This window comes from Flavobacterium sp. 9 (assembly GCF_002754195.1).
Taxonomy (GTDB): domain Bacteria; phylum Bacteroidota; class Bacteroidia; order Flavobacteriales; family Flavobacteriaceae; genus Flavobacterium.
In genome coordinates this window covers 3,747,323-3,763,060 of sequence record NZ_PEEU01000001.1, presented here as the reverse complement: position 1 = coordinate 3,763,060, position 15,738 = coordinate 3,747,323, and the positions used below count along the sequence as shown (strand labels likewise).

The 15,738-nt window shown below is 33.4% G+C and carries 11 protein-coding genes; 7 read left to right on the top strand and 4 right to left on the bottom strand.

Translation table 11 applies throughout. The features are described 5' to 3' along the window. Window positions 1–34 precede the first annotated feature (34 nt). A complete protein-coding gene (locus CLU81_RS15525) occupies window positions 35–5,704 on the bottom strand; it encodes an alpha-2-macroglobulin (RefSeq protein WP_099710637.1) in 5,670 nt (1,889 codons plus the stop codon). Window positions 5,705–5,935: 231 nt separating this feature from the next. Here CLU81_RS15525 and CLU81_RS15520 point away from each other — a divergent pair, with 231 nt between their 5' ends. Next, the gene (locus CLU81_RS15520; protein WP_099710636.1) at window positions 5,936–6,478 is read left to right on the top strand and encodes a hypothetical protein; all 543 of its coding nucleotides are present in this window, start codon (window positions 5,936–5,938) and stop codon (window positions 6,476–6,478) included. Window positions 6,479–6,508: 30 nt separating this feature from the next. Here the strand turns inward: CLU81_RS15520 and CLU81_RS15515 are convergent, their stop codons facing one another. Continuing rightward, entirely contained in the window at window positions 6,509–7,141 is a 633-nt protein-coding gene (locus CLU81_RS15515) for a hypothetical protein (RefSeq protein ID WP_099710635.1), read from the bottom strand. A gap of 14 nt (window positions 7,142–7,155) precedes the next feature. Beyond that, window positions 7,156–7,599 (bottom strand): nucleoside deaminase, encoded by a 444-nt coding sequence (locus CLU81_RS15510; protein WP_041516481.1) that lies wholly within the window; start codon window positions 7,597–7,599, stop codon window positions 7,156–7,158. 61 nt (window positions 7,600–7,660) lie between these two features. Between CLU81_RS15510 and CLU81_RS15505 the strand changes: the two genes are divergently transcribed. The 6 genes from CLU81_RS15505 to CLU81_RS15480 are packed head-to-tail and all read left to right on the top strand — an operon-like array spanning window position 7,661 to window position 14,193. Continuing rightward, entirely contained in the window at window positions 7,661–8,626 is a 966-nt protein-coding gene (locus tag CLU81_RS15505; protein ID WP_099710634.1) for an energy transducer TonB, read from the top strand. 51 nt (window positions 8,627–8,677) lie between these two features. Next, complete coding sequence (locus CLU81_RS15500) at window positions 8,678–9,508, top strand: energy transducer TonB (protein ID WP_099710633.1); 831 nt, start codon at window positions 8,678–8,680, stop codon at window positions 9,506–9,508. 59 nt (window positions 9,509–9,567) lie between these two features. Further along, window positions 9,568–10,437, top strand: a complete 870-nt coding sequence (locus CLU81_RS15495) for an energy transducer TonB (RefSeq protein ID WP_158235340.1) — start codon at window positions 9,568–9,570, stop codon at window positions 10,435–10,437. Between the two features lie 9 nt (window positions 10,438–10,446). Beyond that, window positions 10,447–11,310 (top strand): hypothetical protein, encoded by an 864-nt coding sequence (locus CLU81_RS15490; protein WP_233209720.1) that lies wholly within the window; start codon window positions 10,447–10,449, stop codon window positions 11,308–11,310. A gap of 55 nt (window positions 11,311–11,365) precedes the next feature. Next, a complete protein-coding gene (locus tag CLU81_RS15485; protein WP_099710631.1) occupies window positions 11,366–13,153 on the top strand; it encodes a 1-deoxy-D-xylulose-5-phosphate synthase in 1,788 nt (595 codons plus the stop codon). Between the two features lie 38 nt (window positions 13,154–13,191). Further along, window positions 13,192–14,193, top strand: a complete 1,002-nt coding sequence (locus CLU81_RS15480) for a DUF3078 domain-containing protein (protein WP_099710630.1) — start codon at window positions 13,192–13,194, stop codon at window positions 14,191–14,193. Between the two features lie 133 nt (window positions 14,194–14,326). Here CLU81_RS15480 and CLU81_RS15475 read toward each other — a convergent pair whose 3' ends face one another. Continuing rightward, window positions 14,327–15,673 (bottom strand): deoxyguanosinetriphosphate triphosphohydrolase, encoded by a 1,347-nt coding sequence (locus CLU81_RS15475; RefSeq protein ID WP_099710629.1) that lies wholly within the window; start codon window positions 15,671–15,673, stop codon window positions 14,327–14,329. Between the last annotated feature and the right edge of the window lie 65 nt (window positions 15,674–15,738).

Sequence of the window (15,738 nt, the reverse complement as noted above, 5' to 3'; positions counted from 1 at the left end):
TTAATCCGTAAAACCCCATGGGCCATTTTATTTTCTATTTCACAACCTCAACCCAAAAACCTTTTGTTCTGGCAAGGAATGTATTATCATACATCGCTTCACATTGCAATCCTGGTAAATAATAATTCCCAAGATATGATGCGTTAAGTAGGATTCTAAATGTTTTTGTCTCTCTGGCTTTCATTCCAAAATAGAAATTAGTTCTGTCATCACGAATATCAATATAATCAGCTGTATTGTTTGTAGCGTCTCCGTAATCGGTGAAACGTGTATTTACAATTTCGAAACCTGAAGGTAGAATCTGTGATAAAGCTACATTTTGAACACTTTCATTTCTTTGGTTTTTAATCGTAACCTCCGCAATAAATTCAGTTCCCTGACTAATTTTCGATACATTGATTGTGCTTCCTTTTCTGTTTTTGAAAACAATAGCAGCCGAAACATCGCTTTGAACTTCTTTTTCCTGTCCAATTGGTAAGATTCCAGTATTTAAAACACGTACATAAACGGTGTTGTTTTTAAGGTTTTTCAACACAACATTATTTGCACCGCTTTGGATAATTAAACTTCTGTCAGCAACTGTTTTTTGTGTACTTATCGTTTCTCCTTTTCCGTTTTTACTAAATTGAAGATTAATTCCTTTAGGACCATTAGCAATAGCAAATTTCGACATTGAATATAAACAATACGCCGTTGTTTGTGTACTCATCCATTGATTATTAGACATTTCTTTTGCTAATTTCGTAGCCAAAGTAAATGCTTTTTGTTTTTGCCCCAAAAGCAACATGGTTTCTAAAGCCATTGCTCTGTTTCTTTCACTTGAACCATAATAGTAATAATTATAACCATCTGATTCGTTATCAATACTAGTATTTAATAAAAGATTCTGTCCTGCCGATTTTTGCCCTGCCAAAACATAAGCTGCCGCCAAGCGAAGTTTACTTTCGTTAGAAATACCTTTAGTTTCGCGTAATCTGTTCATCGAAGACAAATCTGCATTTCCAGCCAAAGCCAAAGTATATAATCTATAAGATTGCGCTAAATCATTACCATATTTAGGTTCAAAACGCCACTGTTTCGCTTCTTTTTGCTGATACGAAATCCATTTTGATTTGAAATTAATTGGTAAAACATATCCTTTTTTCTCCGCTTCAATCAGGAAATGTCCAGCATACGAACTTCCCCAATCATCCGCAATCGTGTTTCCTTGCCAATACGACAATCCACCGTTTGATAATTGAAAACTTCCTAATCTTGTAATTCCTGCCGTGATATTTTTTTGAATTAATGCTTTTCGAGTTGCATCTAAATCGACAACATCATTCAAAAACAACTGAGGAAATACTGAAGATGTTGTTTGCTCTACACAACCATGCGGATATTGAATCAGGAATTGTAATCTTCCGTTCAGATTCATCGTTGGCATTGACGACACTTCTAATCTGGCTTTATTACTTCCCGAAACTCCAAAAGTTTTCCATGAAATCGTTTTGGTACTATTTGGAGGTAAAATAATATCAGTAAATGTATTCGTAACCGGATTAGGGTTCGTCATATCAATTTCGACATCATAAACTGATTTCTCTTTTCCTGAAGTTGCAATAACCTGTACTTTAGCAATTCCGGTTGCAGAACCAACTACCAGATTAAAATAAGCCATTTTCTCATCCGGTTCTGTAAAACTCAATGATTGTGTTGCACTTCCCATTACTTGTAACCCATTGCTTGTTTTTATCTGAATTGAAACATTTTTGATATTCTTTTCAGTTGCAAAAACCGTAACTGGAATCGTCACTTTTTCTGATGGTGAAATTTTTCTCGGCAATGAAGCCAAAACCATCAACGGGCTTTTTACAGGAGTTGCTTTCTCTACACTTCCATAAGCGCTTGTGTTTGCGTCTCCGGCAACAACCATTGTGCGAACGGAACCAATGTATTTTGGTAATTTTAATTGATGTGATTTCGTTTGTCCTTTTTCTAATTTAAATGGACCATAATATAAAACAACTGGTTTAAAACGGTTGGCTTTTTTGGCTTTTCCGCCACCTAAATCCTGATCTCCACCAATACTGAAAATCTGATTTATTTTTCCACCATATGCACCAATTACATCGTCATAAATATCCCAGGTTTTTACTCCTAGAGCTTCACGAACATAAAAACTATCCCATGCATTTGGCGTTTTAAAACGTGTCAAATCCAGTAAGCCTTCATCAACAACTGCAATAGTATACGTCATTTCTTTGCCTGTTTTCTCCCCTACTTTTACGGTAAAAGTTTGTTCCGGTTTTAAAACGTCAGGCATCGAAAGTGTTGGCGCAAGAATTGTATTTTTATCGACAACTTCTATCGGAACGATTCCGTACATACGAATTGGCGAATCATTTTTAGTTGAAGCGTGTGGTTGCAAAAGTGTGATATTAAAATACACGTTTGGCGCCATTGCAGCCGTAATTGAAACTTCAACTTTAGTCTCTCCTTTTTGTGTTTTTGCCCAAATTGTCTGCACTACTTTTGATCCATTTTCGATCGAAATTAAAGCGCGACCACCTTCACTTGAAGGGAAAGATATTTTTGCTTTTTCTCCTACTGCATAATTCTTTTTATCTGTAGAAAACACTAACATATTTGCCGTAGAAGCATCTGTATTACGTGTTTTTCCAGACCAGATTGGCCAATCTATATTTACGGTAAGAGCAGTTGCATGACCATTCGGGTTATCTGAAACACGAATTAAATAGCGCCCCCATTCCTCATCGGCTAACGAAAACTGAATGTGTCCTTTTCCGCTTGCATCTGTATTGATAATATAGGTTTTGTATGCCGTTGTAGCATTCGAAGAATTATAATTCGACAAATTATCGCTTGATGCATCCCACCACCAACGCCATTCTACTTTATAAACTTTTACTTCCAGATTTCGAACTGATTTTGGTTTTCCGTTTTCATCAACCGTAACAATATCAAAACGATTATTGGTTCTGGTTTCTAACATTCCGTATTTATTTGGTTCCGGAGATTTTATTCCTACATACGTTTTATAAGGTGAATACGTTGTTGAGATAACATCTGTACTAAAATCTCCTCCTTCTTCATAAACTTTTGTAATGAAAGAAGCGCGAAGCATTCCAGGCGCTTGTCCTTGTAATTTTGGTTCAATATTTACTGAAGCTTTTCCGTTTTCATTTAATTTCCCAGAGAAAACATTAATTTCTTCGGTACTAAATTGACGTACTAAATCATCAAAAGTAAATTTCTCATATCCTTTAAAAGTGGTTGTTTGCTGCGAAAACTTAGCTTGCATTTCTACATTCAGGTTTTTCGCAATTGCGCCGTGAAGCCATGTAACTTCTAGATTACTTGTATTTGGATAAGACGACGAAAGTGTCTTTCTTGAGAAGTTATTTTTTATTTTTAAACGATTCGGTTTGATCGTTTCAATTTTTATGCTTTTGTAAAACTTAGCACCACCAACGCTTATCATTGCTTCCCAATTTCCTGTTGGCGCATCTGCACTTGTTGGCACTACGAATGAATAATGATTTAAATCGTTCGTCTTCTGAATTGTCTGATAAGTTGTTTTACCGTTTGGATCATTCAATCTGAATTTAATTGGATGTGATTTTGGTAATTTATTCGAAGCATCATTCAGGATAAAAGACAAATACAAATTATCTCCCGGACGCCAAACGCCACGTTCGCCATAAATAAAGCCTTTTAATCCTTTCTGTAAAGTCTCTCCGGCAACATCAAAATTACTTACTGACAAAGAAAGTCCGTCATCAAGTTTTACATAAGTAGATTGATCTCCCACAGAAACGATCGCAAAATAGGCGAATTTATCCAGTTGAAAAGAAGCTATTCCTTCACTATTTGTTGCTCCTGTAGTTATTTTTTGCTGTTGATACGTATATAAATCAACTCGTGCATTTGAAACTGGTTCTGTTGTAACAATATTATTTACGGCAAATAAATAGGATTTATTCTCGCCTCGTTTGGCAATAACACCCAAATCTGTAGCTAAAATATTGGTCGCTATTCTCGCATTATAATAATATGAATTGGTACAAGGATCCTGACTTTCTCTCCATTCATAATCATCATAGTAATAATCGTCGTAAGAGTTTCCGCTGTAGTTTACGTCATTTTCATCTACTTCTTCTTCATCTTCAGAAGTTTCATCATCTTCAGAAGTTTCACATTTGTATACAGAATATTTCTTTTTATATACAAATTCTACTCTATAGATTGCACCTGGTTCCGGCGTAATTATTTTAGATAAATCTAAAGCAAAGGTGTTCCATTTAGCAGGATTTACCAAGGCACTTTCGTTTAATTTGAGCGTGGTTTTAGCGACGGGTTGCGCTACTTTCTTGAGATTCTGACTTCCGTTTAATTCATTATATTGAAGAAATTGAAGAATGTTATTCTTGTAAATTTTATACACTTTTACATCAACAGCACTTAAATTTACGGCTTCAAAATTTAATTTTAAGTTATTTGAACTTGGCAAAATCGTTCCGTTTTTAATGAAACGAACGCCAGGTTTTATTTGGTCAAAAGTGATTTTCTGATTGTAATTAGAATCCATTTTTTTACCATATTGGCTTTCGATTCCCTGAAAAACTTCAATCAATAAATCTCCTGCCAGAATTTGCTGTGGTTCGGCTTCATCATTCTTAACCACTTCTACGGCATCATCAGCTACAACAGCGGCACTATCAATAACAGTTGTAACTGAATCGGTAAGCGAAACTGTTGATTCTTCGACTGCAACAGGAACGGGTTCTTGTTTTTTGGCCGGCGCTTCATTACTAAAATACACTTTTAGTAGATTTCCCTGAGTGGAAAATTTTAAATTATTAGCATTCTGAATCGAAACCAAGCCTTTGAAATCCTGTCCTTTTTCTAATGGTTCAGAAAAATTAATCAAAACCGATTGATTGGTTCCTTCCGGAACGTCGACTTTCACAATTTTAAATTCATTTAAACCTGAAACTGCATAATCTAATTCTCCTTTCTGATCAATATCAAAATCACTTCCGTCATACAGAATCTCAAGATTTGTTCCTTCTGCATAACGCTGAATACTATCAATAATAAAATTGAATTCTTTGCCTGAGCCAGATTTTTTTTCGAATTTAATTTTAAGGTTATTTCCCTTTTGCTTGGCTAAAACTAACTTTTTAGCGGTTTCAAGATCAATATTATCAGCTGTTTTCAAGACACAATTCAAATATTGATATTCTTTACTATACGACTGAATATCGGCAGTATTTATCGTAAAATCCTGCTTGATTGTTTTTACTGTAAAGTTGAATTTCGAAAGTTCTTTTTCTTTCTCTTTCGGAATTGCGGTAAGTTTATCTAAGTTTAAAGTAACTTGATATTCTGTTCCGGGTTTTAGCTTTTTTTCTGGAATAAAAGCAAGTGTATTAGTAGAAAGTGCTACTATTTTTCCGTCTACACTTGGCGAAATATCAAGCAAATCACTGTCTAAAACCTGATTGGCTTTCCAATCTTTTTTATCGAAAGCTAAAACCACCCGAATATCAGATTCCGACGAGACTATTCCTCCCGTGAAACTGACTATATACTCTTTAAATAATGAAAAATCGGAATTGAAATCGGCTGCTGATTTGCGACCGCAAGATTGAAAAATAAAAAACACACAAAACACGAGAACTAATCCTTTTGCTTTCACTTTTATTTAGAGTTAATGGGTTACTGGTTTAAAAAAAACAGAGCGTATTTAACATTTCATTGTTAAAGACATAACTAATGAAATATCAATAATATTGTAGTAAATATAAAGTATTTTCTGAAATGTTTTAAGAGGAAAATTCGTCAGTAATGATTATTTAACTTTTGTTGAAGTTTTAGAAAAATCAATTAATTAATATATTATATTTCGCTCGTTTTAATAGTCATCGAAATGCCAAATAACCCATATAAATATTCTACTGAAAATGACTTTATTATCAAGAACAAAACAACAGTTGTATATGCTTTAGCAGTAATAACATTCTTTATATTAGCAGGCTTTTTAGATTATTATATCTTGCCAAACTCAAAAACAGCAGATGTAATAACTCATTACACTGTGAGAACTGTGGGAGGAAAAAAAGGCGCGAAACCACAAAAAATATCCTACCATTACTATACAAAAAAAGGATTCACTTTTTCAACAGTAAAAAACTACATCGAAGAAAATGATATAGAACTTGAGTATTCTTTATTATTTAAGTCGGTAACAAAAGTTAAATCAAAGAATAATGATTACACAAAAGATCTTTCTAGTAGTTTAAGCATTAACGGAATTCAATTTTACTTTTGTTGGACACTACTTCTTTCAATAGCTATAAGTTTAAAAATACTTCTCTCAAAAAAGGCTTTCACTGAAAATGCATTTTATAATATAATATGCTTTAATTCCTTTATGGTGTTTGTATGTCTTTACATGACTTATTTGTTCTAATACAAGAAAAGCAACTTTTTATCAGAATTATTAAAGCTCAGTTCCAAGTTTAGACAAAACCTTATTCAGTTCAATAAAATGTTCGTTTGTATTTGCTGCATAAAACATTTGATTAGAATCCTGTAATATAATTACATCATCGTTATAATTACCATAAAAACTTATTCCGCCAAGCCATTCCTTAAAGGAAAAACCTTTATTTTGAAAGTTTTCAGTAATAAAATTTAATTCATGTGGTTCTAACTCATAAAATGTATTAGACGGATATTGCAATGCAAAACCTCCTTGAAGAAATGCCATGACAGTAAAAAAATCGATTAATGTTTCGGCCTCCAACTTCCATTCTTTTTCGTCTTCACTCATGTAAACGGAAGGATTCGCTTTTGACAAATCATCTTTATAGATTCCCCAAACGCAGGCTCTCTGATTTTCCGAATAAAATATCAAATAATCGTCATGCTTGTAATATTGAAAGCGCTCTGGTATAATTAATAAATCCTGGGTATGATTCAGGTTTTCGACTTTACCCAATTCCGTATAATAATCTGTAAATACCTTAGGAAGATCCCCAAATATATCTTTTACAACCTGAATTTCCTTCTCGGTAAAACCATTAGATTCAGTTATACCAAAAAGCTTTTTTATTATTGAAAAATCCGTCATGATATTTTTAGTGATTACTTACGTCTCTCAATGAAAAAACGTTTCATAAGATCCGCAGCTTCATTTGCCATAATTCCAGAAACAACGGTCGTTTTTGGATGTAATTTTGTTCCCATTGTCATAAAACCACGTTGTTCGTCTCTGGCTCCAAAAACAATTTTAGAAATCTGACTCCAATACAAAGCTCCTGCGCACATTTGGCAAGGTTCGAGTGTAACATAAAGTGTGCAATCTTTCAGATATTTTCCTCCAAGAAAGTTGGCAGCAGCGGTTATTGCCTGCATTTCGGCATGAGCCGTAACATCATTTAACAACTCTGTTAAGTTATGACTTCTGGCAATTACTTTATCCGCAACTACTATAATTGCCCCAACAGGAATTTCGCCTTTATCAAAAGCCATTTCAGCTTCCTGCAAAGCTTTTTTCATGAAATATTCGTCGGTGAAAGGATTTATCATAATTGCAAAAATACTCTTTTCGTAGTTATTTTTTATTACATTTAAATACTGAAATTCAAAAATGGAAAGAAAACTCAAAATAACAATTCCTGAACCATGCCATGAAAACTGGGACAAAATGATTCCAAATGAAAAGGGTCGTTTTTGTTTGAGTTGTTCAAAAACTGTTATCGATTTTACAGAAATGTTACCTGAAGAAATTCAGCATTTTTTTATTCAAAATCATGAAAAAAATATCTGCGGAAGAATAAAAAAGTCTCAATTAGACTCGATAACAATTCAAATTCCGAGTAGTATTATTTATACGCAAACTCATTATCATAAAATGTTTTTATTGGCATTGTTTATTGCAATGGGAACTACTTTGTTTAGCTGTCAGGATAAAGACGGTAATAAACAAAAGATTGACAAGATTGAAGTAATTGAAGATTCTCCTGTTGCAAAAACTACTTCAAACGATAAGCATGAAGTAAATAATAAATCATCAAAAGTTAGCGATACAAAAATAACAAAACGTAAAAACCTCTCTGCTCGTAAAAAAGAAATAACACTCTTTATCTCAGAAACAGGATCTGGAGAAGCAATATCGAATGTAAATATTTACGAAGAAGACACTACAATTTATGGAGGTATGGCAATTGATGTTTTGCCTGATTATCCAGGAGGAATAAATATATTTTATGAAAAGTTTAAATCAGAATTTGAAATACCTAAAAAGCTAAAGAAATCCACTGGTGTAATAAAAGTGTCTTTCGTCATTGAGAAAGACGGAAAACTAAACGAACTAAAAATTATTGAAGATCTTGGGTTTGGAAGTGGAGAAGAAGCTATTCGGGCTGTAGAAAAATCTATAAAATGGACTCCGGGAGAAATCAATGGAAAAAAAGTTAGAACTTTTTATGACATGCCTATTACACTTGAGCTTGACACTCTAAATCCGAAAAAAAGAAAAAGAAAATTTTCAAAAATTACCTCAATGCAAATTTTTCAAACCAAAGAAAATAATGAATTAACTTTAAAACAATAAATTACCATCGAACATACATTTTAAATTATATTTATTTTCTAATATCTTGAAATGGAAAGAAAACATAAAATAACAATTCCTGAACCATGCCAAGAAAACTGGGACAAAATGACGCCAAAAGATAATGGTCGCTTTTGTTTAAGTTGTTCTAAAACTGTTGTTGACTTCACAAATATGTTACCTGAAGAAATTCAGCACTTTTTCATTCAAAATCAAAATAACAAAATTTGCGGAAGGTTTGAAAATGAACAATTAGAAAGTTTAATTATTCAAATTCCTAGTCGGGTTTTATATACACAAACACAATATCATAAGATGTTTTTATTGGCTTTGTTTATTGCCATGGGAACTACTTTGTTTAGCTGCTCAGATAAAGACGGGAACAAAAATAAAATTGACAAAATCGAGATTGTTGACAATTCAGTTCAGAATGAAGATGAAAACGAGCCTGTTTCTTTCTGCTATGGACATCAAATCGAATCTAAAAAACCAAAACCGAAAAAAATTAGTAGTGGAATTACGATGGGCGTGTTGATTCCCCCTGATTTAATTCAAACCGGGAGTTTTAATTATCACATTATATATAATTCAACTGACTTAGATGTTTTACCTGTTCCGGAAAGCGGGATGAAAAAGTTCTATGATTATTTTACCAAAAATTATGTCGCTCCAAGCAAAACAGAAAAATTTCATGAAAAAATATCTATTGTATTTGTTGTAGAAGAAGATGGCAGTTTGAGTAATTTCAACCTTGATAAAAATACGCCGAAAGAAATAGGTGAAGAAGTTATTAGAGTTTTGAAAACAGCGCAAAATTGGATTCCAGGAAAGCTAAAAAACAAAATCGTCCGATCAACTTACGTTTTACCAATTACAATTTAACAATGAATAATAAACACAAACCAACGATTCCAGAACCTTGTCACGAAAATTGGAACAAAATGACTCCAAAAGACAATGGTCGTTTTTGTTTAAATTGTTCTAAAACTGTTGTGGATTTCACTACCATGTTACCGGATGAAGTCAAAAATTACTTCATTCAAAATCGGAACAACAATATTTGTGGAAGATTTAAGAAATCTCAGTTAGATATTATTACAATTCAAATTCCTAGTCAGGTTTTATATACACAAACACAGTATCACAAAAGATTTTTACTTGCATTATTTATTGCGATGGGAACAACTTTGTTTAGTTGCGCTGATCAAGATGGAAACAAACAAAAAATTGATAAAATAGAAGTTGTCGAAGATCATTCGCCAAAAGTTCTTAATAAATCTAATAATGACAGTATATTAAAAAAGCCACCAACTAAAATTTTATTTGTTAATGCCCCTCCTATAATGGAATCTTCAGGACCTACTACAGGTTATATAGATCATTCTAGTTATAACAATCTCACTGGCATTCCCGCTCCTGAATACATTGAAACAATCCCCGATTATCCAGGTGGTTTTCAGAAATTTAGCGACTTTATTAAAAATGAATTTCAGGTTCCTAAAAAAGCCAGACGTAGTGCGGGAGAAATTGAAGTTTCTTTTGTAATCGACAAGGTTGGAACTTTAAATCAAATTAAGGTTTTTGATAATATTGGTCATGAAACCGGAGAAGAAATAATTAGGGTTTTACAAGAGTCTAAAAAATGGAAGCCAGGTATAATTAACGGAAAAGGAATTTCAACTGTTATTCGATTGAAAATTGTTTTAGAGAAAGACAGCTTAAATACTGAAAGAAGAAAAAGGAAACTTTCAAAAATAGTTTCAATCAATCTTGTTAACAACAATGATAACCGTATAAGCCAAACAAATTAAATTTTAATCATGGAAAGAAATTTTAAAATAACAATTCCTGAACCTTGTCATGAAAACTGGGATAAAATGAAACCAAAAGATAATGGTCGATTTTGTTTAAGTTGTTCAAAAACGGTTGTGAATTTCACAAATATGCTATATGAAGAAATTCAGCATTATTTCATTCAAAACCAAAACGAAAGAATTTGCGGAAGATTTAAAAAGTCTCAACTAGAGACTATGACAATTCAAATTCCGAGTCGGGTTTTACACACGCAAACCAATTACAATAAAATGTTTTTACTAGCATTGTTTATCGCTATGGGAACAACTTTATTTAGTTGTCAGGATAAAGACGGAAAAAAACAGAAAATTGATAAAGTAGAAATTGTTCAAGATACTACGCCAACAAAACATATAACTGTTGGAGAAGTCAGACCAAGAAACAATAATTCAGGTGACACGCTTTTACCTCCGCCACCTCCTCCAAAAGTTGATCAGGTTAAATTTGTTAAAACCCCTGTAAACAATACTGAAAAAGAAAAAACTGCAAAGATTAATTGCAAAAAAGTTGTCGAAGACGAAAGTTCGTTTGTTACCGGTGCGGTTAAGCAAACAAATGCAGAATTCCCCGGTGGCATTGAACAATTCTATACCTTTTTTTCGAAAGAATTTAAAAACCCTGATAATGCAAATGCTGGAAATCTCAAAATCAGAATTTCATTTGCAGTAGAAAAAAACGGCTCTGTATCTTATCTTCAATCTGAACCTGTAATTGAACAGCCTTTGGAAAAAGAAATCATCCGAGTTTTAAGTTTATGTCCTAAATGGGAGCCGGCAGAATCAAACGGAAAAAAAATCAGAATACAATATTCTTTGCCAATTGTATTGTAATGCATCTCAGCAAAAAAATTAAATTTAAAACCGTAAATTTGCTTTTTACCTTACAATGAAAAGCAACTTACTTTCTGACATATTCAATCCCGCCGATTTACGTTTATTAACCGAAGCGCAACTTCCGCAAGTTGCTCAGGAATTGCGTCAATTTATTATTGATATCGTTTCTGTAAAAGAAGGTCATTTAGGCGCGAGTTTAGGCGTTATTGAATTGACGATTGCTTTGCATTATGTCTTTAATACGCCCAAAGATTTATTGGTTTGGGATGTTGGACATCAGGCTTACGGACACAAAATTTTGACCGAAAGAAGAGAAATTTTTCATACTAACAGACAAATCGAAGGTGTTTCCGGTTTCCCAAAAAGAAGCGAAAGTGTTTATGATACTTTTGGTGTTGGACATTCTTCCACTTCCATTTCTGCTGCTTTGGGAATGGCGATTGCTTCTAACTTAAAAGGCGATTTCGACAAACAACATATTGCAGTTATTGGCGATGCTTCTATTGCGTCCGGAATGGCTTTTGAAGGCTTGAATCATGCTGGTGTAACCGATGCCAACTTACTGGTTATTCTCAATGACAATGCAATAGGGATTGATCCTAGTGTGGGCGCGCTCAAAAAATATCTTACTGCTGTAAAAGAAGGAAAAAATCCGAAGAAGAATAACATGATTAAGTCTTTGAATTTTGATTATTCGGGACCAATAGACGGACATGATATTCCTACATTAATCAAAGAATTAAACCGATTAAAAAATATAAAAGGCCCTAAATTCCTTCATATTGTTACCACAAAAGGAAAAGGCCTGCAACAAGCTGAAGAAAATCAGGTAAAATACCATGCGCCTGGAAAATTTGACGCTTCAACTGGAGAAATCATTTTAAAATCTGAAGAAAATTTACCTCCGAAATTTCAGGATGTTTTTGGTTTAACCATTTTGGATTTAGCCAGAAAGAACAAAAAAATTGTTGGTATTACACCTGCAATGCCTTCGGGAAGTTCTCTGAAATTTATGATGGATGAAATTCCCGAGCGTGCTTTTGATGTAGGAATTGCAGAACAACATGCCGTAACTCTTGCTGCAGGAATGGCGACGCAAGGTATGATTGTGTATTGCAATATATATTCGACTTTTTTACAGCGCGCTTACGATCAGGTTATTCATGACGTGGCGTTGCAAAACTTACCTGTAATTTTTTGTTTAGACAGAGCCGGTCTAGTTGGCGAAGACGGCGCAACACATCATGGCGTTTTTGATATTGCCTATTTGAGAACTATTCCTAATATGATAATTTATGCACCAATTAATGAAATTGCGTTGCAAAACATTTTATATACGGCACAATTAGGTCTAAATCATCCTATCGCAATTCGATATCCACGTGGTCGAGGCGTTTTACCAAACTGGGAAGTAGAAAATTTCGGACAATATGAAAAAATTATTATAGGACAGGCTAGCATCTTAAAACCCGGAACAAAAACGGCTATTTTATCAACTGGAACTATAGGAAATAATGTAACACTGGCCATCAATGAACTGACCAATTCTGAAACTATCGCACATTATGATTTTCCATTCATTAAACCATTAGATACCAACTCATTAAATACAATTTTATCTTCTTTCGAAAGGATAATTACTATTGAAGATGGTGTAATAAATGGTGGTTTTGGAAGTGCAATTTTGGAGTTTGCAGCAGCTAATAATTATAAAAACCGCATTGAAATTTTGGGTATTCCTGACGTGTTTATTGAGCATGGAACGGTAAATCAATTACAACAATTATGTAACATTGACGTTAAAAGTTTGGTAAATCTTTTTTCAAACGCCACAAAATAATTATTTTGCACTACCAAAATTAAAATAAAATCCACCTAATGAAATTATTGCGTTCTACCCTTTTGCTTCTATTGCTATTGTGTACTTCAAATAACTTTGCTCAGATTATACAAACGACTTTAGATCCAAATCAATTACCAAAACTTCCATCAAACTGGACTAAGAAAAACCAATTAGGTTTTGATATTTCTGAAATTGCTTTTGTGAATTGGAGTGCGGGGGGAACAAGTTCTATTTCTGGTTTATTTAAAGGTGAATTCAACAGAACATATCAAAAAGGGAATCATAAATGGGTAAATGAACTTATCGTAAAATATGGTTTAAATAAGCAAGACGGAATCGAACTTCGTAAAACGGATGATGCAATTTTGCTGAACTCAACTTACGGCTTTAGAAAAGATACAATCTCAAATTGGTATTACTCTGCTAAATACAACTTCAATACGCAATTTACAAACGGATATAATTATCCAAATAGGGATATTGCAATCTCTAAACCATTTGCACCGGCCTATATCTTTTTAGGAGCCGGGGCTGAGAATTCAAACAAAGCCAAAAACAGGACTTTTTATTTCTCTCCAATAACTTTAAAAACTACATTGGTTCTAGATCAGGATTTGGCTAATCAGGGATCTTTTGGTGTTAGAAAAGCTATTTATGCACCTGATCCTAATGATCCTAATTCGCAAATTTTAATCAAAGACGGTCAAAAAATAAAAGCTGAGTTTGGTATTTTGCTAACAGCGTACACGAAAAACGAGATTTATAAAAACGTTTTTTACGAAAACAGGTTAAGCTTATACACCGATTATCTAAATAAATTTGGGAATGTCGATGTCGATTATGACACTCGCCTTGACCTTGTTGTTAATGCATATGTAAAAGCAAATATTGGTATCCATTTAGTTTATGATGATGATATCAAAACTAAAAAAGATGTTGTTGACCCAACTACAGGAACAACTTCACAAGTTAATGATGGACCAAGAACCCAGTTAAGACAAGTTTTGGGCGTAGGTTTGGTTTATGCTTTTCAGTAAAAAAAATTTAGTTTCAGGTTTTAAGTTTCAAGTTTTTCCTTAGCGATAAACCTGACCAAAATATATCTTTTTTAATATTCTTTTAAACACATAAAAACCTAGGTTTCTATGTGTTTATTTTTTTACTGCAAATCTAATTGCTTTTTCTTCCGTTTATGGTTTCGAATAATTCTAAGGCATTTCCATCTGTCAAAAGAGAAACAAAATGGCAAATATGAAGCAATCTTTCGTACAAATTGGTTTTGTCTAAATGATGTTTTTCAGGTAACATTTTCAAAATCAATTTGTCATAATTTGATGCAGTTCCCTCGTATTTATTATTAAAAGCAGTTATAAATTTATCCAGCAAAGTCTGAATGATTTGATAACCTACAATTTCTTTCTCAACTACTTCCCGGCTTTGGTAGATTTTATCAACACTTAATTTGATAATATCATCCATTTGGGCTTTGTATTTACTTTTATCCGTTAAGGCATAAGGAAATTTTCCGGCTAGAATTGCTTCTTCATTTTCAACAAAAACATCAACAGCATCATTAATTAAAGCTCCAATCGCCAAAGCACGCAAATAACTAATTCTATCTTCTTTAGTTTCTAACAATTTATATTTAGAAACTCCAATATTGTCTTTCACAAGTTTAATTAAATATTCTAAAGCAAAATCTTCCGAGACTAATCCTAGATTTATTCCGTCTTCAAAATCAATAATTGTGTAACAAATATCATCTGCCGCTTCTACCAAATAAGCTAGCGGATGTCTTTCAAAACCAATATCATCACCATCTTTATTGGCGATCATTCCCATATCTTTGGCAACTTCCTCAAAAAATGCTTTATCAGTCTGGAAGAAACCATACTTTTTATCGGCAATATTATTCGTTGGTTTTTTAGGCAAACTTTCTTTTGGATATTTCATAAAAGCACCCAATGTTGCGTACGAAATTCTAAGTCCTCCTTCGATTCCCGGGCGACTTGCTGAAAGCACTGAAAATCCATTTGCATTTCCTTCAAAATCAATCAAATCCTGCCATTGTTTGGCCTTTAATTGATCTTTATATTTTAACCCTTTTCCAATCGAAAAGTATTCTCCAATTGCTTTTTCACCAGAATGTCCAAAAGGTGGATTTCCTATATCATGCGCCAAAGAAGCTGCCGCTACAATAGCACCAAAATCATTCAGATGATAACCGTGAACTTCTTTTAAATGCGGGTATTTTTCAATGATTTTTTTTCCAACCAAACGTCCCAAAGAACGCCCAACAACCGAAACTTCTAAACTATGTGTCAATCTCGTATGCACAAAATCTGTTTTTGAAAGCGGAATTACCTGTGTTTTATCCTGCAAAGACCGAAATGCTGCCGAGAAAATGATTCGGTCATAATCAACCTCAAATCCTAATCGGGTATCATCTTGTTCTACACGTAATCTTTTGCTTGTATCGCCTTGGCGTTTGAGTGATAAAAGTTGCTCCCAGTTCATTGTTCTATTTTAGATTGTAGATTATTGATTTTAGATTGAGGATCTAAAACGTCAAAAATACGTTT

Coding starts and splice junctions, on each gene's coding strand:
- CLU81_RS15490 (WP_233209720.1), top strand. CDS start 10,447: ATGGAAAGAAATTTTAAAATAACAATTCCTGAACCTTGTCATGAAAAC.
- CLU81_RS15480 (WP_099710630.1), top strand. CDS start 13,192: ATGAAATTATTGCGTTCTACCCTTTTGCTTCTATTGCTATTGTGTACT.
- CLU81_RS15505 (WP_099710634.1), top strand. CDS start 7,661: ATGGAAAGAAAACTCAAAATAACAATTCCTGAACCATGCCATGAAAAC.
- CLU81_RS15510 (WP_041516481.1), bottom strand. CDS start 7,599: ATGATAAATCCTTTCACCGACGAATATTTCATGAAAAAAGCTTTGCAG.
- CLU81_RS15515 (WP_099710635.1), bottom strand. CDS start 7,141: ATGACGGATTTTTCAATAATAAAAAAGCTTTTTGGTATAACTGAATCT.
- CLU81_RS15500 (WP_099710633.1), top strand. CDS start 8,678: ATGGAAAGAAAACATAAAATAACAATTCCTGAACCATGCCAAGAAAAC.
- CLU81_RS15475 (WP_099710629.1), bottom strand. CDS start 15,673: ATGAACTGGGAGCAACTTTTATCACTCAAACGCCAAGGCGATACAAGC.
- CLU81_RS15485 (WP_099710631.1), top strand. CDS start 11,366: ATGAAAAGCAACTTACTTTCTGACATATTCAATCCCGCCGATTTACGT.
- CLU81_RS15520 (WP_099710636.1), top strand. CDS start 5,936: ATGCCAAATAACCCATATAAATATTCTACTGAAAATGACTTTATTATC.
- CLU81_RS15495 (WP_158235340.1), top strand. CDS start 9,568: ATGACTCCAAAAGACAATGGTCGTTTTTGTTTAAATTGTTCTAAAACT.